This is a genomic window from Thermosynechococcus sp. HN-54 (assembly GCF_023650955.1).
Lineage (GTDB): Bacteria > Cyanobacteriota > Cyanobacteriia > Thermosynechococcales > Thermosynechococcaceae > Thermosynechococcus.
Map to the genome: position 1 here is coordinate 866,829 of NZ_CP098039.1, position 18,199 is coordinate 885,027.

15 protein-coding genes are annotated in these 18,199 nt (G+C 54.0%); 8 read left to right on the forward strand and 7 right to left on the reverse strand.

The window, feature by feature from the left end; translation table 11 throughout:
• Positions 1-12 precede the first annotated feature (12 nt).
• Both pipX and gor read left to right on the forward strand, forming a co-directional pair.
• The gene (gene pipX, locus NBE99_RS04135) at positions 13-294 is read left to right on the forward strand and encodes a transcriptional coactivator PipX (RefSeq protein WP_250683230.1); all 282 of its coding nucleotides are present in this window, start codon (positions 13-15) and stop codon (positions 292-294) included.
• Between the two features lie 54 nt (positions 295-348).
• Positions 349-1,734, forward strand: coding sequence for a glutathione-disulfide reductase (gor, locus tag NBE99_RS04140; protein WP_250683231.1), 1,386 nt, complete (start codon positions 349-351; stop codon positions 1,732-1,734).
• On the opposite strand, the gene ctpA is transcribed toward gor, so the two are convergent.
• From ctpA to NBE99_RS04155, 3 genes are all read right to left on the reverse strand, one after another.
• On the reverse strand, positions 1,721-2,959 hold the full coding sequence (gene ctpA / locus NBE99_RS04145; protein WP_250683232.1) for a carboxyl-terminal processing protease CtpA: 1,239 nt from the start codon (positions 2,957-2,959) through the stop codon (positions 1,721-1,723). The genes gor and ctpA overlap by 14 nt on opposite strands.
• 65 nt (positions 2,960-3,024) lie before the next feature.
• On the reverse strand, positions 3,025-3,888 hold the full coding sequence (truB, locus tag NBE99_RS04150) for a tRNA pseudouridine(55) synthase TruB (RefSeq protein ID WP_250683233.1): 864 nt from the start codon (positions 3,886-3,888) through the stop codon (positions 3,025-3,027).
• A complete protein-coding gene (locus NBE99_RS04155) occupies positions 3,888-5,351 on the reverse strand; it encodes a TolC family protein (RefSeq protein WP_250683234.1) in 1,464 nt (487 codons plus the stop codon). The genes truB and NBE99_RS04155 overlap by 1 nt, the downstream gene beginning before the upstream one ends.
• Before the next feature lie 122 nt (positions 5,352-5,473).
• On the opposite strand from NBE99_RS04155, the gene NBE99_RS04160 reads away from it, so the two are divergent.
• From NBE99_RS04160 to NBE99_RS04180, 5 genes are all read left to right on the forward strand, one after another.
• The gene (locus NBE99_RS04160) at positions 5,474-6,112 is read left to right on the forward strand and encodes a class I SAM-dependent methyltransferase (protein ID WP_250683235.1); all 639 of its coding nucleotides are present in this window, start codon (positions 5,474-5,476) and stop codon (positions 6,110-6,112) included.
• A gap of 36 nt (positions 6,113-6,148) precedes the next feature.
• Positions 6,149-9,019, forward strand: coding sequence for an aminomethyl-transferring glycine dehydrogenase (gene gcvP, locus NBE99_RS04165; protein ID WP_250683236.1), 2,871 nt, complete (start codon positions 6,149-6,151; stop codon positions 9,017-9,019).
• A 102-nt stretch (positions 9,020-9,121) separates the two neighbouring features.
• Positions 9,122-10,567: a cytochrome ubiquinol oxidase subunit I gene (locus NBE99_RS04170; RefSeq protein WP_315897310.1), complete on the forward strand. Its 1,446-nt coding sequence runs from the start codon at positions 9,122-9,124 to the stop codon at positions 10,565-10,567.
• Between the two features lie 11 nt (positions 10,568-10,578).
• Positions 10,579-11,592 carry a cytochrome d ubiquinol oxidase subunit II gene (cydB, locus tag NBE99_RS04175; RefSeq protein WP_250683238.1) on the forward strand — a complete coding sequence of 338 codons (1,014 nt, stop codon included), beginning with the start codon at positions 10,579-10,581 and terminating at the stop codon, positions 11,590-11,592.
• Between the two features lie 195 nt (positions 11,593-11,787).
• Positions 11,788-12,618, forward strand: a complete 831-nt coding sequence (locus NBE99_RS04180; protein WP_250683239.1) for a Tab2/Atab2 family RNA-binding protein — start codon at positions 11,788-11,790, stop codon at positions 12,616-12,618.
• A gap of 1 nt (position 12,619) precedes the next feature.
• On the opposite strand, the gene NBE99_RS04185 is transcribed toward NBE99_RS04180, so the two are convergent.
• The 4 genes from NBE99_RS04185 to NBE99_RS04200 all read right to left on the reverse strand — a co-directional run bounded on the left by NBE99_RS04185 (position 12,620) and on the right by NBE99_RS04200 (position 17,566).
• Complete coding sequence (locus NBE99_RS04185) at positions 12,620-14,110, reverse strand: hypothetical protein (RefSeq protein WP_250683240.1); 1,491 nt, start codon at positions 14,108-14,110, stop codon at positions 12,620-12,622.
• A gap of 9 nt (positions 14,111-14,119) precedes the next feature.
• Positions 14,120-15,178 (reverse strand): PstS family phosphate ABC transporter substrate-binding protein, encoded by a 1,059-nt coding sequence (locus NBE99_RS04190; protein WP_315897311.1) that lies wholly within the window; start codon positions 15,176-15,178, stop codon positions 14,120-14,122.
• 89 nt (positions 15,179-15,267) lie between these two features.
• Complete coding sequence (locus tag NBE99_RS04195) at positions 15,268-16,638, reverse strand: glycosyltransferase family 2 protein (protein WP_250683242.1); 1,371 nt, start codon at positions 16,636-16,638, stop codon at positions 15,268-15,270.
• Positions 16,559-17,566 carry a radical SAM protein gene (locus NBE99_RS04200; protein ID WP_250683243.1) on the reverse strand — a complete coding sequence of 336 codons (1,008 nt, stop codon included), beginning with the start codon at positions 17,564-17,566 and terminating at the stop codon, positions 16,559-16,561. The genes NBE99_RS04195 and NBE99_RS04200 overlap by 80 nt, the downstream gene beginning before the upstream one ends.
• Before the next feature lie 286 nt (positions 17,567-17,852).
• Between NBE99_RS04200 and NBE99_RS04205 the strand changes: the two genes are divergently transcribed.
• The gene (locus tag NBE99_RS04205) at positions 17,853-18,140 is read left to right on the forward strand and encodes a Mo-dependent nitrogenase C-terminal domain-containing protein (protein WP_250683244.1); all 288 of its coding nucleotides are present in this window, start codon (positions 17,853-17,855) and stop codon (positions 18,138-18,140) included.
• Positions 18,141-18,199: the final 59 nt, after the last annotated feature.

Sequence of the window (18,199 nt, forward strand, 5' to 3'; positions counted from 1 at the left end):
TTTTCTTCCCTAATGAAGTCCTCTATTACCGCTGAGCAGTATCTCAATCACCCAACCTTTGGCTTGCTCTATGGGGTATGTCCCCTTGATGAGCATCGGCAGCTCTTTACAACGCTGTATGCCCAACGGCTGTTCTTTGTTGTCAGTCAGCGGCCGGCGGGTATGGAGTTTGAGTCTATTAGTCGAACAGATGCGCGGATGCTCATTGAACAGCGGTTGCGATCGCTACGCCGTCTGGGTAAAACAGCTGAATACGAAGCCCTACAGGCCATTTATCGGCAAGCTTTCATGTAATTTTTATCCAGATTAGGAATTCGCTAGACTGAGGCTAGATTTTGGGGAGCGAGGATGAGCTACGACTATGACCTGTTTGTGATTGGTGCCGGTTCCGGTGGCTTGGCAGCGTCTAAACGGGCGGCCTCCTATGGTGCAAAGGTGGCCATTGCCGAAGGGGACAAAGTCGGCGGTACCTGTGTCATTCGTGGTTGTGTGCCCAAAAAACTCCTCGTGTATGGATCAAAGTTTAGCCATCTCTTTGAAGACGCTGTAGGCTATGGCTGGCGCCCGGTTGAGGCCAAGTTGAACTGGGAGCGACTGATTCAAGCAGTCAACCAAGAGGTGAATCGCCTCAGTCAACTACACATTAGCTACCTTGAAAAGGCGGGAGTAGAGCTGTTGCCCTTTTTTGCCCGATTTGTGGATCCCCATACCCTAGAGCTTGTGGATCGCCAAGGACAAGTACAGGGGCAGGTGACAGCAGCGAAAATTTTGATTGCCGTGGGGGGGGAAGCAATTAAACCTAATGTGCCGGGCATTGAACACAGTATTACGTCGCGGGAAATGTTTCTGCTGCCCAAGCAGCCAAAGCGCATGGTCATTCTCGGTGGCGGCTACATCAGTGTTGAGTTTGCCGGCATCATGCAGGGGTTAGGAACTGAAGTCATCCACTTTTTGCGGGGCGATCGCCCCCTGCGCGGCTTTGATCAGGACATTCAAGATGGCGTTTACGAGGGCATGATTCGCCACGGCATTGATGTCCGTCCCCGGTGCCACATTACCAGCCTAAAGCTGACGAAGAAGGGGAATATCCGCATTCGCTACGAACAGCAGGGGCAAACCTATGAAACCAAGGTGGATACAGTGCTGTGTGCTGTGGGGCGCGCGCCCAATTTGCAGGGGCTAGGTTTAGATCGGGCCGGGGTGCACTTGAGTACCAATAGCCAAGGAATCGTCGCTGTTGCTGTGGATGAATACTACCGCACCAACCAAGAACATATCTTTGCCGTCGGCGATTGCACCAATCGCGTGAACCTCACCCCCGTAGCCATTGCCGAAGGCCGGGCTTTTGCGGATACCCAGTTTGGCAATCTGCCGCGCACCTTGAGCTATGAGAATATTCCCTCAGCGGTGTTTTCACAGCCGGAGGCAGCCTCGGTTGGGCTTTCGGAAGCGCAGGCCAAGGCGAAATTGGGAGAAGACAATGTGAAAATCTACCGTGCCGCCTTTCGCCCGATGTACCACAGCCTCACGGGTCGCAACGAAAAGGTGATTGTCAAATTGGTGGTCGAGAAAAATACGGAGTGGGTGCTCGGTGCCCACATGGTGGGGGACAATGCCGCTGAGATTATCCAAGGGATCGCGATCGCCCTGAAAATGGGCGCCACCAAGAAGGACTTTGATGCCACAATGGCCATTCACCCCTCGACGGCGGAGGAGTTTGTCACGCTGCGTTAGTGGCCACTTGCACAGGACTGTGGAGCAGCTCTAGCGCTGCCAGATATTGGGGATCTGCTGCTGTACCCATGGCCATCAGACTCTCTGGTGCATCCAGAACTCGCCGATCTGGCTCAATCCCCACTTTGTTGATATTGTGATGGTTGGGGGTTTCGTAGTGGGCAATGGTAACCGCAAGGCCAGAGCCATCACTGAGGTTAAAGAGAGACTGAATTGAGCCTTTACCAAAGGTGCGATCGCCCACGAGTCGGGCACGGCCATGATCTTGAAGGGCACCGGCCAAAATCTCACTGGCACTGGCCGTTCCACCATTCACGAGCACGACTAGCGGATCGTGGGTGAGGGCAGAGCCACTGGCGTTGAGGCTATCCACAATCCCTTGGCGATCGACGGTATAGACAATCACGCCGGAGTCTAACCACAGTTGGGCAATTTCCACGCCCGCCTGCAACAGTCCCCCTGGATTATTGCGCAGATCGAGGATGTACTCCTCCGCCCCCTGCTCTTCTAGCCTCTGAATGGCTTTGCGCATTTCCGTGGGCGCCATGGCACTAAACTGGCCGAGGCGAATATAGCCAATGGTGTGTCCCTGCACGTGGCGAACTTCAGCAACCACGGGGTTAATCTCAATGTGCCCCCGTTGCAGGATCAATTCTTGAGGCGCTTCATTACCCCGTTGCAGCAAAAGATGAACCGCGGAACCCGCCGCCCCCCGCATTCTTTCGGCTGCTTCATCAAGACTCAGCTTAGCCGTAGAAACGCCATCAATGGCAAGAATGCGATCCCTCGGTTGAATACCTGCTTGGGCAGCGGGCGAGCCATCAATGGGAGCAATCACTTCGAGGACACCGGTTTCAGGGTCAGTGCTAATTTGCAAGCCGACACCCGTTAATTCCCCAGCCGTGGTCGTTTGCAGGCTACGAAATTGGGCGGGTCGCAGCAGCCGTGTAAAGGGATCCTCAAGGCTTGCCAGCATGGTTTGAATGGCCTCGTAGGTAGCCTCGCGATTGGGCAGGGGACGCTTTAGCGCCTTTTCGCGCACCAGCCACCAGTTTTGGCCATTGAAGGAGGGATCCACATAGGCTTGGTTGACAATCCGCCATGCCTCATTAAAGAGTTTCTGTTCCTCCGTCAGGGCGATCGCCGAGTCGGTGGGGAAAATGCCCCAAACCCCCACGAAGATAACCAAAAAACAAATGAGACGGTACAGCCAACGAACCCCCATGATCTCTACCTGCTGATGCTTCTTTTTCCTAAGCTAGCACTAGAAAAATCTCTAGGAAGGCACGGCTACTCCTTGAGCACCACCTTGGGATGCAGGCGATCGCCCCCACTGATGCCAACGCCCACACAAGTATCGCCAAAGGTAACGCCAACCAGAGTCTCCGCCGCAGGCAAGCCCTCAAAAAGAACGGCACGGCCATGGTACCAGTCCTTCAGTTGTGCCTCATTTAGCTCTAGCCACCGTAGATGACGCAGAACTGCTTGGGGAGAGAGCAGGGGCAAATGCTCTGGCGAAATGCTTTCTAGGGAATGGCTCTCCGCAATCCTCAGGCCGCCACTTTCAATCCGTTGCAGGGCTGCCAGCGTTCCCCCAACCCCTAGGGCTGCTCCTAAATCACGGGCAAGGGCGCGAATATAGGTGCCACCACCACAGGTAATGCGCAGGGTCAATTCTGGGTAGCGCCCCGCTTGCCAATTCAAGACATCAATACTGTACACCTCCACGATCCGCGGCGGAACGCTCACTACTTCACCCGCACGGGCAAGGGTATAGAGCCGCTGGCCATCCACTTGAATAGCACTATAGGCTGGGGGATATTGCTCAATCTTGCCAATAAATTTCCGAAGCTGTTCCTCAATGGCCTCGAGGGTGAGGTGACTTGCAGCTTGTTCTTGGCAAATGTTACCCGTAATATCATCCGTAGTCGTGGTGATCCCGAAGCGCACAGTGCCAATGTAGGCCTTGCGATCGCTCAAATAGGGCAGAAGTCGCGTCGCTGCACCAAGGGCGATCGGCAGTACCCCTGTAGCCATCGGATCCAATGTGCCACCGTGACCTATGCGTTTGAGCCGCAGCCGCCGCCGCAGTTCGTTAATGCAGTCATGGGAGGTGCAGCCGGGGGGTTTATTGAGATTCAAAAAACCAAACATCAAGGCGTTGCCGTCAAGGGTAAGCCACTGACAAAGCGTTGCAGGGCAGCGATCGCCCGGTTGTAGTCAATGGTTGAACTCAGTAGATTGCTCTGGGCTTGAATCAATGCTGTTTCTGCATTACTCACCTCCGCTTGGGTGCCAATCCCTGCTTGGAAGCGCAGACGGGCAAGGCGGAGTCCCTCTGTGGCTTGGCGCACCGCCACTTCATTGGTGCGGATATTTTCCTGACTGGATTTGAGCGTGTAGTAGGCCTGCTCCACTTGGAAGCGAATCAAGTTGCGAAAGGCCGCATACTGGGCTTCAGCGATTGCTGCCGCACTTTCCTGCTGCGCGGCACTGGCACGGGAGACCCCCCCATCAAAGAGGGTTAGGTTCATTTGGCCACCCACGGTATAACCCCAACGGGGGCCTGCCGAATCTGTAAGGCTATCCAAGGTGTTAAAACTGCCGCCGGCGACCAATTGCGGGCCAAGGTTTCCCAAGGCAACCCGTCGTTGCTGGAGTGCTGCATTCCGTTGTGTCAGTTGCTGTTCCAGTTCCACGCGGTTACGAAAGGCAAGGGCAATGCTCTCCTCAAGGGAGAGTTTCCATTCCCCAACCACTCGAATGGGGTCAGCCGCCCGCACATTGGCCTTGTCATTGAGACTAAGCACCTGTGCCAGTTGGCGTTGAGCCGTTTGCAGTTGGCTTTGGGCTTGCACCAGTTGTTGTTGGTTGTTGGCCAGTTGCACCTGTGCTGTGAGGACATCAAATTGCGTGCCTAAGCCAGCGCGTTCGCGGGCGATCGCATCCCGCAAGCTGATTTGGGAGTTTTGTACCGCTGCTTCGCCAATGCGCACCAGAGCCTCTGCCTGTTGAATGTTGTAGTAGGCATTGGTGACATCCTGACGCAGTTGTTCAAATTCCCGCTGTAGATCCAGTTCGGCATTGCGCACCTGTTCCTGTGCGGCTTTGATGCTGCCATCCCGTTGGCCAGAGGTGAAAATGTTGTAGCCTAGTTGCACTGTGCTGGTCCACGTGTTGCTGGTGGGATTGACACGCAAAGGGGGGGGAAGTTGGGCATTTTGCAGACGAATCGCGGCTGAATCCGTGCGACTAATCCCCATTTGCAAGGAGATGCTGGGATACAGAGCCGCTTCCGCTTGGCGCAGCACCGCACGACTTTGTTGCAGTTGTGCCTCGAGGATTTGCAGTTGGCGGTTATTGCGGCGAGCCAGTTCAATCGCTTCGTTGAGGGTAATGGGGCGATCCAAATCAATTTTTACTTGATCGGGACGACTTGGGAGATAGAGGGGATCGGGGTTGGGATTGAGGGGCAGCAGATCCGTAGCGGTAGCAGTGGGTTGAGCGATCGCCCCCCCCGCCATTGTGATCAAGACACCCGCAAGACTCCCTAGCAGCAGACTGCTTCCTTGGCAGATGGATTGTTGACCCATGCTCACTCCCGACACCGTTACCATGACGGACTCTCTATACCACTAAGACTATAACAGCCCTTTCCTGCTGAATCCTTCTGCAAAAGACGGTACACTGACACTCAATCAGTTCAAATTCTCTAAAATTCAAGGCTTGATCAAGCACTGTGGCAACGATTTTACGCACTTGGAGCTATCAATATCCATGGCTTTACGACACGATTAGTGCGCTCGCGGCAATTCCTGTAGGGGGGAGCGATCGCCTGCATCGCCTAGCTTGGCAAGATTTGGACTTACCCCGCAGTGCCGTGGTTTTGGATCTCTGCTGTGCCCATGGCGTTGTGACTCAAGCCTTAACTGCGGCCTTTGATCACGTCACTGGTTTAGATGCTTCACCGTGGGCGATCGCCCGTGCGCGGCAGCGGGTACCCCAAGCCACCTATGTGGAAGCCTTTGCCGAGAAGATGCCCTTTGCCGATGCCACCTTTGACCTGGTGCATACCAGCATGGCGCTCCACGAAATGACTGCGGCGCAACTGCGTGCCATCTTGGCGGAAGTGTGGCGGGTTCTGAAGCCCGGTGGTTGGTTTGCCCTGATTGATTTTCATCGTCCCCAAGTGCCCCTTTTGTGGCCGGGGATTGCCCTCTTTTTCTGGCTCTTTGAAACGGAAACCGCTTGGCAACTGCTGCAAACGGACTTAGCTGAGCAACTACAGCTACAGGGCTTCACTGTCGAGCGGCAGACCTACCACCTAGGACACAGTTTACAGGTTCTCCATGCCCGCAAACCCTGCCCAAACGATTAAGATATATGAACAATTTGCAACACGAGTGCGATAGCGATGGTAAGTTCACTGCCCCAACTGGAGATCAACTTAGAAACTGATGCGGAGTTTGTCGCGCGGCACATTGGCATTACGCCGTCTGATCTACCCTCAATGTTGACCCTGTTGGGGTATGGCAGCCTCAAGGAGCTGATCAATGCGGTTATTCCCCCAGAAATTCGCTTGCAGCGTCCCCTCGCCCTTGGTGAGGGTCTCAGTGAAACGGCAGCCCTAAAAAAATTACGCACCCTTGCCCAGCAAAACCAAGTTTGGCGCAGCTACATTGGCATGGGCTATTACAACTGCATCACACCTGCGGTGATTCAGCGCAACATCCTTGAAAACCCCGGTTGGTACACCCAGTACACCCCCTACCAAGCAGAAATTGCCCAAGGGCGCCTCGAAGCCCTGCTCAACTTTCAAACCCTTGTGAGTGACCTGACGGGGCTGCCGATTGCCAATGCCTCCCTCCTCGATGAGGCGACCGCTGCTGCTGAAGCCATGACATTGAGCTTCAATGCCTGCCGCCAAAAAGGAGCGAATCGGTTCTTGGTGGCCCAAGATTGTCATCCCCAAACCCTTGCGGTGCTGCGCACCCGTGCCCTACCCCTTGGCATTGAGATTGTGCCCATTGACCCGATCGCCAGCGAATTACCTTGGGAAAAGGCCTTTGGCCTGCTCTTGCAATATCCCGCTACCGATGGCGCGGTGCGATCGCCCGCAGCCCTGATTGCTGCTGCCCATGAACGGGGACTCTTGGTGACGGTGGCCACGGATCTGCTGGCGCTGACGCTGTTGACGCCGCCGGGGGAATTGGGCGCGGATATTGCCGTCGGTAGTTCCCAACGCTTTGGGGTGCCCCTAGGGTATGGTGGCCCCCATGCCGCCTTCTTTGCCACCCGTGAAGACTTTAAGCGACAGTTGCCAGGGCGACTGGTGGGGGTTTCCCACGATGCTCTGGGTCAAAAAGCCTTGCGCCTTGCCCTGCAAACCCGTGAGCAGCACATCCGTCGCGAAAAGGCCACCAGTAACATCTGCACTGCCCAAGTCCTGCTGGCGGTTGTGGCCAGTATGTACGCGGTCTATCATGGCCCCACTGGCTTGCGGCAAATGGCTGAGCGTATTCATCGGCGGACAGTGACACTGGCAAAGGGACTAGAAGCAGCGGGCTACCGACTCTACCATCGGAAATTTTTTGACACCCTGCGCATTGCCTTGGGGAATCTACCCATCAACGTGCTCAAAGAGCGAGCAACAGCAGCCCAAATCAACCTGCGCTACTTTGACGATGGCAGTGTCGGCATTAGCCTTGATGAGACCACCACTGAGCAAGATGTGGCGGATTTACTGGCGCTTTTTGGCGCAAGTCCTGCGGAAGTTGACGCGGGCGATCGCCTGCCGCCAACCCTGAAACGCCAATCTGCTTACCTGCAACACCCGGTCTTTCAGGAGTACCACAGCGAACATGCTCTGCTGCGCTACATTCACCGCCTTCAGGCCAAGGATCTCTCCCTCACCACCTCGATGATTCCCCTTGGCTCCTGCACGATGAAGCTGAATGCCACAGCTGAAATGCTGTCCATCAGTTGGCCAGAATTTAATCAACTGCATCCCTTTGCGCCCGCTGAGCAAGCCCAAGGCTATCGGCAACTGTTTGCAGACCTGTCAGCGATGTTGGCAGAAATTACCGGCTTCGATGCGATTTCCCTACAACCCAATGCCGGTTCCCAAGGGGAATATGCGGGACTCCTAGTGATTCGCCAGTACCACCATAGCCGTGGCGAAAGTCAGCGCAATGTCTGTTTGATCCCCACCTCCGCCCATGGCACTAATCCCGCCAGTGCCGTGATGGCCGGGATGCAAGTGGTGGCCATCAATTGCGATGCCCAAGGCAACATTGATGGGGCGGATCTGGCGGCCAAGGCGGCAACCTATGGCGATCGCCTAGCGGCGTTGATGATCACCTATCCCTCGACCCATGGGGTTTTTGAAACGGGAATTCGCCACATCTGTGAGATCATCCATCGTTACGGCGGTCAAGTCTATATGGATGGTGCCAATATGAATGCCCAAGTGGGGCTATGCCGTCCGGGGGACTTTGGTGCCGATGTTTGCCATCTCAACCTCCACAAAACCTTTTGTATTCCCCATGGTGGGGGTGGGCCGGGGGTAGGGCCCATCGGGGTCAAGGCGCATTTAGCCCCCTTCTTGCCAACAACGCAAGTGACTCCCCAAGGATTAGAAATTGGCCCTGTGACCGCCGCCCCTTGGGGCAGTGCCAGTATTTTGCCGATTTCGTGGATGTACATCACCCTCATGGGGGGAGTGGGCTTGACGCGCGCCACCGCGATCGCTATCCTCAATGCCAACTACATTGCCAAACGCCTTGAACCCTACTATCCCGTCCTGTACAAAGGTGCCCATGGTTTGGTGGCCCACGAGTGCATTCTCGATCTCCGTCCCCTGAAAAAATCCGCGGGGATCGAAGTGGAAGATGTTGCCAAACGGCTGATGGACTATGGCTTCCATGCCCCCACCGTCTCTTGGCCGGTGCCGGGAACACTGATGATTGAACCCACCGAAAGTGAAACCAAGGCGGAATTGGATCGCTTCTGTGAGGCGATGATTGCCATTCGTGCCGAAATTGCTGAGATCGAGGCCGGCGTGAGCGATCGCCAGCAAAACCCCCTGAAAAATGCCCCCCATCCAGCACTGATGCTCGCCACCGACCCTTGGCCGTACCCCTATTCGCGGGAAGTCGCTGCCTACCCCGCCCCTTGGCTGCGGGAGTACAAATTCTGGCCAGCGGTAGCCCGCATTGACAACGCCTATGGCGATCGCCACCTCGTGTGTAGCTGCTCAATGCCCATGACAACGCCAGACTCTTAAGCAAAGCTGAAATTTTTGCAGCGGTTAGCCATTCTCCTTGTCGAAGCTCAAAAGGGGTTGCTAAAAGTAAGGCAGATCAGCCCCTAGGGTGGTGTTATGACACTGGATAGCCTCGATACCGTTGTTCTCTCCCGTTGGCAATTTGCGCTCACGGCCATTTTTCATATGCTTTGGCCCGTTTTAACCACGGGGATGAGTATCTATCTAGTTGTTATTGAGGGACTGTGGCTAAAAACCAAAAACCTAGCGTACTATCACCATGCGCGTTTTTGGTCAAAGCTGTACATCCTTAACTTCGGAATTGGTGTGGCTTCGGGGTTACCGATGGCCTTTCAATTTGGCATGAACTGGGCACCCTTTTCAGAATCTGTGGGTGACTTCTTCGGCACCGTCTTGGGGTTTGAGGGCACAATGGCCTTCATGCTGGAAGCCAGCTTCTTGGGCATTATGATTTTTGGCTGGCAACGGGTACCGCCAGTGATGCACTGGATTTCCACCATTTGTGTGGCCTTTGGCGCGAATCTCTCCACATTTTGGATTCTCTCGGCTAACTCATGGCTCCAAACCCCTGCGGGGGGTGTCTTCGTTGAGGGCAAGTTCCGCATCCAAGACTACTTCCAAGCCATTGCCAATCCCTTCATGGTCAAGAGCTTTTTCCACATGTTCTTTGCTACTCTAGAAACCTCGCTGTTTGTCATTGGCGGCATTAGCGCGTGGTATTTGCTGCAAAACCGCCTGCCCAATTTCTTTACCAAATCCCTGAAGGTGGCGTTGGTGATGGCTTTGGTGATTGCTCCCCTACAGGTTTTTGCTGGCCACCTGAGTGCTGAGCAGGTCTATCACTACCAACCCGCCAAATTAGCTGCTATGGAAGCTCTCTGGGAAACGGTGCCAGCGGGTACTCCTGCGGACTGGAGTGTGATCGCCCTACCCAATGAGGTCGCCCAAGCAAATACCTTGGAAGTGAAAATTCCCGGCCTGCTGAGCTACCTACTGGAGTTGAAACCGCAGTTAGACACACCCATCTTGGGCTTGAAGGAATGGGCACCCAGCGATCGCCCCCATTTGATTGGCTTGATTTACTATTCCTTTCGCCTGATGGTGGCCATTGGTCTCTACCTCGCTGCTCTAGCGATCGTCACCGTGTTTGTCTGGTGGCGCACGGGTCTCGAGGGTGATCGCCTGCGCAACTACCAGTGGCTCTGGTGGGGCTGGATCTTTGCGGGGCCTTTGGGGTACCTTGCGGTCGAAGCGGGCTGGATTGTCCGCTGTGTCGGGCGTCAACCGTGGATTGTCTATGGCCAGTTGCGGACGGCTGAGGCGGCTTCCAATCTCCCCCCCCAAGTGGTGCTTTTTTCCCTCAGTGGCCTGGTTGCCCTGTACACGATTTTCTTCTTTGCCGCCCTCTTCTTTGGCAGTCGCATCATCCAAAAAGGCCCCAACGTTACTTTGCCGGTGCCGGGGCTGCACAACGCCGAAGAACTGGAGATCCGCATCAAACTGGCAGAACACCAACCCGATCGCCGCCCCCTAGAGACTCAGCAATAAAGGAGTACACCATGGAACCGAATCCCCTTGCGCCCTTGGAGCACTTTTTGCCTCAGGTATGGTTTTTTATCCTTGGTTTGTTCCTATTTCTCTACATTCTCTTGGATGGCTTTGACCTTGGCATTGGCATTCTCTCCCTCACCAGCAGTGATGAACGTCGCCGCAATATCCTCATGACTAGCCTTGGTAATGTTTGGGATGCCAATGAAACATGGCTGGTGCTGATGGGCGGATCGCTGTTTGGTGCCTTTCCCTTGGCCTATGCCACGATCCTCAATGCCCTTTATCTACCCGCCGTCATTATGGTGGTTGGACTCATTCTGCGAGCCGTCTCCTTTGAGTTTCGTGAGAATGCCAACAATAAACGGGTATGGAACCTTGCCTTTGGCATTGGCAGTTTCTTGGCGGCTCTCGGTCAGGGGTTTGCTGTGGGCACTGTCTTTGAGGGGATCAAAGTAGATGCAGCAGGTCACTTTGCTGGAGGAATGTGGGATTGGTTGACATGGCACTCGGTGTTAGTGGCGCTAACGCTGATTCAGGGGTATGTGCTGATTGGCTCAACGTACCTGATTTACAAAACCACCGGTGAGTTACAGCAAACCCACTATCGCACCGCGACCATTGCAGCTTGGACGACGTTTATTGGTGCCGTTTTAATCACGATTACCGCACCGATCTTCCATGAGCACTTGCGTGCCCAACTGTTTCAGCCACCGCTGTTCTACATTTTTGCGGCGATTCCCCTGATCGGGGTGTTACTTGTTTTCCTGTTGCTGCGTAGTTTACAAAAGCGCGAAGAAGCCATGCCCTTAGTCTGGACGTTTTTACTGTTTCTTATGTCCTTCATTGGCTTGGGCTTTGTGATTTTTCCCAACATCATTCCCCCTAGCGTCACCATTTACGAAGCCTCTGCCTCTCCCAGTGCCCAAGTCTTTATGCTGATTTTTGTTGCCTTTTTAATTCCAATTATGCTGGCTTATAACCTCTATAATTACCTTGTCTTTCGTGGCAAAGTTGTGGCCTAGGTATGGTCAAGAAATGCAGATGAAAACAGGCTAACGAATCAGAAAAAAAAGAGGCACAATAGCAAAATACAGCCTTGGTTCAGATTGATGCCTCAGCCCAGCGATTCGTTTTAGTATTTATTTGGCCAAACTGGGCGATCGCGCGTGGTGCTTCTGAAAAGGGCTGTCACCTCTTTTTGCTCATCCATTCCGTCCATGTCCTGTTGGCAAGTTGACCTTTACCGACGACCATTGCGTACCCCCACTGGTCTTGATCTTTGGGAACTGGTGATTTGTTCCCCAGAAGAGAATTTTTACTACACGGCTTTTTGTCCGGAACCTCTAGTGAGCAGTACATGGGTTGCGACAGAACTCAAAAGTTGCGGTCAACCCTTGCCGGAGCGAGTGCAGGTTTTTCGCCCCCAGAGTTTAGGCATTGTCGAAGCGGCCTGCCAAGAACTCAGCATCCCTCTAGAGGCTACCCGCCGCACCCCCGCCTTAAAGCACTACCTGCGTCAACGCGCTCAGGAATATGAAAGCCTGAAAACCTACACCGGTGAAGCCTACGATCCATTGGCCATTGAGCAGCCACCCCCCCTGCCCCTGCCCGATGATATTTGGGGCGACTCTTGGCAGTTTGCAGCGATTACGCCCTCGGATTTACAGCAACTGATGCAGTACCCTTTGCGAATTCTTGCCTTTGAAATGTCGATGCTGCCGGAGTCCCTAGGCTTGACCGCAGAGACCCTGATTCCGGGCATTATTGTCCATGGAGGCCGCAAGTCATTAAAGCTCGCCCGTTGGTTCCAAGAGCAAGTGCCCTATCGCCTAGAGTTTCTACCAGGGCAGCCCTGTGGCGTGGTGTTGCACAGTGGCTTGCGCGATCGCTGGGTCTTTTTGACGTTTGAGAATGCCGAGGTTGCCAAAGCCGGAGAAATGTTTCGCGATCGCCTGCAAGAAACTCAAGGCTTGCACTTTCTGCTTATCCAACCTACTCCTAGTGACACCACCTACACGGCTCTGTGGCTGCTCCAGCCCTTGGAATAGTCTAAGGTTTCGGCATGCTCTGCTCCAGACGTTCCTGAAGCGCACGGGTTTCATCGAGAACGGTTTCAATACCTTCGATGTGGGTCTGGCGCACAAAGTTAATTTTCAGTTCCTCTAACCACACCACCAGTAGGTCTTGAATGGCCTTGCCCACCTCTTCCTCTTGGAGTTCAGCGGTCAGGGTTTGACCAAATTTTTGCGCCAGTTGACTGACGAGTAATGCCCCTTCGCGGGATGAATTGCCTTGGTTTTTGCTCGCTTGCTCCAACAGCAGAAAGAGGCGATCGCTAATCTCCTTTGCAAGGGACTGACGCCAGTGGAGGGGTAAGGCCTCAAGGGATGGAATCTCCAATAACCGCCGATAAGGGGGCGCTTGCCGTAGGACTTGATCCACGCTGTAGGCCACTAAGCTTTCCACTTCTGGTCGCAGTTGGGGGATCACGCGGTAAATGACTACCTGCACAACCAAAGCTGCCAGTTCCCCCAGTTCATCAATGTCATTGAGAGTCTTACTTCCTTGGACGCTAGAGACACTTGGTAGCCAGCGACTAAATTGGCCGCGACGGATGGCTTTTTGCAGTTGTGTCAGCACTTGTAGGACAACCACTTCCGAAATATCGGTGGCGATCGCCGCCACCAAGCCCTGAGAGGCCTGCCGTTCAAGGCTATCGAGGCAGATAATCCCCGCTTGATCGAGGCGAATCGCGACCGGGATAATCCGCAGCCATGCCCACGTCGGTGCCAACCACCAAAAAGGAAAAAACAAGAGCACATCGTACCAGCGCCAGAACATGGCATCCCGCCAGCGGGCACCGCGATATTGCCGACTCAGCCAAAACGTCCGCCCCAAGAATTCCACAAAGAAGAGGAGATTAAAGGGAATATCAATGGCATCAAAGTGGTCAATAAAGTTGCTGTCCTCACCGTAGCCGCGCCAGTAGTTCGTGGCCATCAAGGGGATAATTTGCTCCTCAAACCAAGCAAGGTTGGTCTGCCAGTCCCGCTCATTGATGTACTCGGCACTCCAAAAGCGCTCAAAGGATTGTTTCGACGACGCATCCCGACTGCCAAAGACCCGCAACCGCATCAGGTTCTTGATCCGCTCAAGGGTGCCAGTTTTATTGGCAAGGGCAAAGGGGTTAGTGTCCACCATGGTTTTACTCTGCTCGCGCAACTGAGCTAGGAGTGCTTGCGTCGCTGGGGCATCCACCCCTTCAGTGGTAATGGTTTGGCGGAGTTGGTTGACCGTGTTGATGTACTGTTGAGTTGCGCGGTGGGGCTCGATGCCTTTGATGGGGTCATAAAGAGGGGTAATCGGCAAAGGCTGGGGCAGATAAATCACCCGCTGAATCAGGGGAATGCGGACTTTTCCCAAAAGCCAGAAATCCCGTAGGGGAATATAGGTGAGATCAAAGAGCACCAACAGGAAATTGACGCTGGCGATCGCCACCATGATCCGCTCATAGGTTCGATTCAATGGTTTATCAAACATCACACCCCCCTAGCGCAAGCGGACATACCCGGCTTTTTCAATCGCGGCTTGACCCTGATCCGTCAACAAAAGAGCGGCGTAGGCACGACCGGCTTGGGCATCAGGGCTATTGTCGTCCTTGGCAATCACAAACAGACGACGGGTAATGGGGTAACTGCCATCCTGAAAGGCACGATAGTTCAGCGTATTCCGCCGCTGTGGACATTGAGCCGGATCCACATAGGGTTCCTGATAGGGAGGCACGTACTGATTGGGCTGCCGCCCCAAGGGCAAGGGTCGCACACTGCACTGACCAACAATTTCCGGTGCCGAGGCATAGTAAATCCCGCCGGGGGTCGTCCCCACCCGCCGCAGCGCATCCGTGGTATCCCGTACCATCACCACCTTGGGACTGAATGGCTGGTTCCCCAAGACATCTTGGACGAAAAACTCTACCGTTCCACCATCTTCCAGCCGCCGTGAAAAGGGGGTAATGGCCAGATTCGGACCGCCCACTTGGCTCCAGTTGCTCACTTTGCCTGTGTAAATATCAACCACTTGTTGCACAGTGAGACCGGGAATCTGGAGGTTGGGATTGACAGCGATCGCGATGCCATCGATCGCCACCGGCAATTCGACAAGTTTTACCCCTTGACTCTGCGCTTGCTGCCGCTCTTGTGCATTCAGGGGGCGCGAAGACTGGGAAAACGCCAGTTGATTGTTCAGTAACATGCGAATACCACTGCCCGATCCGGGAGTGCCCGTGGGTGGATCCGTGTAGCGCAGCCGAAAATTTGGCCAAGCCGCTTGAATCAGGGGATCGACATCGCGGCGAATTGGCGCCCAGGTCGTACTGCCACCGTACTGAAACATCCCACTGGGAACATTACTGACATCACTGAAATTGGCACCTGACATCTCTGGGGTACTCTGCCCCGGCGACGTGGGAGCACCTAACTCTCCAGTCACTTGCTCAAGGGGATTTTGATTGCCCAGTAAGCGAATGACCAGCACCGCTCCCACCCCAAGGAGGCCACAGGTGAGGACAAGAGACACCAGCAAGGGCAGCAGGTTACTATTGCGAGACATGGCAGAAGCAGTCAACACTCTGCCCCTAGACTATCTCAAGGTTGTCTCCACTGGAATCTTTTTGCCGCCGGTCTTTAGTTGAAGTAAGTTTAAGTACCAGTACCATGATGCACTGTTTTCACCCACCGCAGACGCTTCGCTCGTACAGCCATGCGCAAGGTGGTGGTACTCACCACTGGTAACCAATGGAGCATGTATAGAGTGCCCCGCAAACTCTGCCAAAACAGCTGCCAAATGCCCAGCGATTGAGTTTGAGGAATCCCTCGCAGCATCCCCACCATTGAAATCGTAAAGCTCAGCGTTGTTAAGGGCACCAACAGGGGACTGCGGTGGCGCAGCACCGCCATCAGCAAGTCTGGAATCGTTGCCGTGGGAATCACATACTTAATCAAAAACCAGCAGAGGACATCCCAACTTTTTTGCCAGCCAAGACGATTGCGCAGCAAGGGCTGCCAGTAGTCCAGGTAGCTTTGATAGCCCCCCTCTCCCCAGCGATTGCGTTGGTGCCAGAGAGCCACCAAAGTGGTCACCCCCTCCTCCTGTACCGCTGGATTCATTAGCACGTCAATCTCCCAGCCATGGAGGTGCAGTTTCAGACTGAGATCGAGATCGTCAGTAATGGTTTCTTCATTCCAGCCACCACAGCGCTCTAGGGCTTGCCGCCGCACAAATTGGCCATTGCCACGGAGTTCCCCCATACCCCCACAGGCCACTCGCTGCTGTTGATAGTAGGCATCGAGGATCATCTCTGCGGCTTGGCCTTGGGTCAGCACATTGATGTCAGCATTACTGATCGCTTTGCGCACTTGCACCGCGCCGACATTAGCCACCTGAAAGCGGTTGACCACCTGTTGCAGTAAATCTTGGGGTACCGTGGCATCGGCATCAAAAACACCAATAATCTCCCCCCGCGTCAGCGGCAGGACTTGATTGAGGGCACCGGATTTACCCCCGCCCGCCCCTGGCAGTCGCCGTAGCACCTTCAGGTGGGGATACTGCTTTTGTAGTTCGTTCAAAATATCGGGGGTGCGATCGCTACTGTTGTCATCAATAATCCACACCTCGTAGTGGGGATAATCCAAGCGACAGAGGTTTTTCACTAGGCGACCAATCACCGCTTCCTCATTTTTCGCCGCCACCACCAAGGACACCATGGGCTGCACACTTGCTGTAGCTTCTGATGTAGGTAGTGTTTGCGGTTTGGCGCGCCAATAGCGCAGTGTTTGCAAACTCATCAAGAGCGTTAAGGCGTAGATCAACCAAATGCCACCCAGAATGAGGTGAATGGCGATCGTCCCCCCCCAGATGAGAGAGAGGACTAAGAAAGCCTTACGACGGCGACCCTCAGAACGCGGTTGTAATGGAGGACTCTCTGGGGCGTCAACCCACTCCGACAGGAGTTCGTCGAGGGGATCGGCTTCGTTGTAGAAACTGTTTTCGGGCCAGGAATTCTCCGGCATAGGTCACCTGATTGAGAAACCAGTACTTATCCACTCCCTTAAAGAAGCTGGGAATGAGATAACACCACACAGTGCAGCCTTCGCAGACAGAGAGTCGGCCTTGGGAGCGACGATACTCCTCTACCACCTCAGAGGACTTGTACAGCTCGTACAGGCGACCATTGATGGGGACTCCCTTCTGCGCAAAGTGGTAGCACGGTAGCAGCAACTCATCATTCGGGGAAATGGCAATCACTGCATCCACCGCCTTGCAACGGGGATGTTGAGTATTGTTGCCTCCCGCACGAATGAGCGCTAATGCTGCCTTATTGTAACCAACATTGTTATACTTCTTCGCTGTTTGTTCAATGCGATCAGCAATTTCGGGAGTAGGGTTCTTTTTGTCGTTGTAGTATTCATGGGCAGTAAACGCAGGGTTTAACCAAACCCGTACCCCTAGGCTCTGGGCAAATTCGGCCACTTCGCCAATGCGTTCATAGTTCTGGGCTGTAACCGTGTGGTTCAGCACGGGATATTCCCCAAGCTCAAGGGCGATTTTGACGGATTCCACCAGTGTGTCAAAAATTTTCACCCCCCGTGACTGATCGTGGGTGGCGGCATCAGGGCCATCGAGGGAAAAATTCAAAAAATCTACCAAGCCCTGAATTTCCTTGGCGCGACGGGGATAGAGAATGGTATTTGTGGTCATGCTGGTCATAAAGCCGAGACGCTTGGCTTCACGGTAGATAGCTGGAGCATCGGCACGCAGCAGCGGTTCTCCCCCCGTAAAATCGATATACTTTACGCCCAAGCGTTTCAAATCCCGTAGATTGGTTTGAATGGTACTAAAATCTGCTTCTTTGCCCGGCTCCAGTGCCCAAATATCGCAAAAGTGGCAGCGAGCATTACAGCGATAGGTCAGGTAGTAGTTAGCAACCAGTGGACGCATTGAGTATCTTCCTTAACGAATTCAAGCAAGGCCAAGATGAATGGGCAAAAGCAGTAAATGAGTTTATGCAAGCAATTGAAAAATTTCTAGAGAAAACTTCATTAGAGTTTGAGTTGCTGAACAGTTTAGCACTCTGCTGAGCTGAAGGACGGCGATTCCTCACCTGAAGCGGCTGCAAGTTTAGCAATGCTTATTATTGATAAAGATTTTTTATATTAAAAACATGTTGCTATTTGCCTAGATTATCTTTTACCGTGAGGGTATGCGCAATTGTGAGGATAGCCCCATGAATCAACTCCTTGCCCAACCACCCCGTACCTCTCTCATGGCGAAAATTCGGCAGTGGTTGCTGACTTATCCAATTACAACGCCAGCGATCGCCCACCGCATTTGCCGCTGGATTCCTGCCCAATGTCCCTTTGCCCGTACCCTCTCCCTCTTTGGTCATCCAGTCATCACCATTCCTCCCCTGTGTAAACTCAATCCTTTCTATGAAGAGGTGGTGATGCTGCGGTTCCGTGCCCTCACCTACCTCAGCGATGTCTGCCAAGAGGACATTAGCCAATACGTCTAGGCAGCGAGGCACTGGCAGTTGCTATACGATTAAAATGTATAGCTTTGTATCCATGGTGC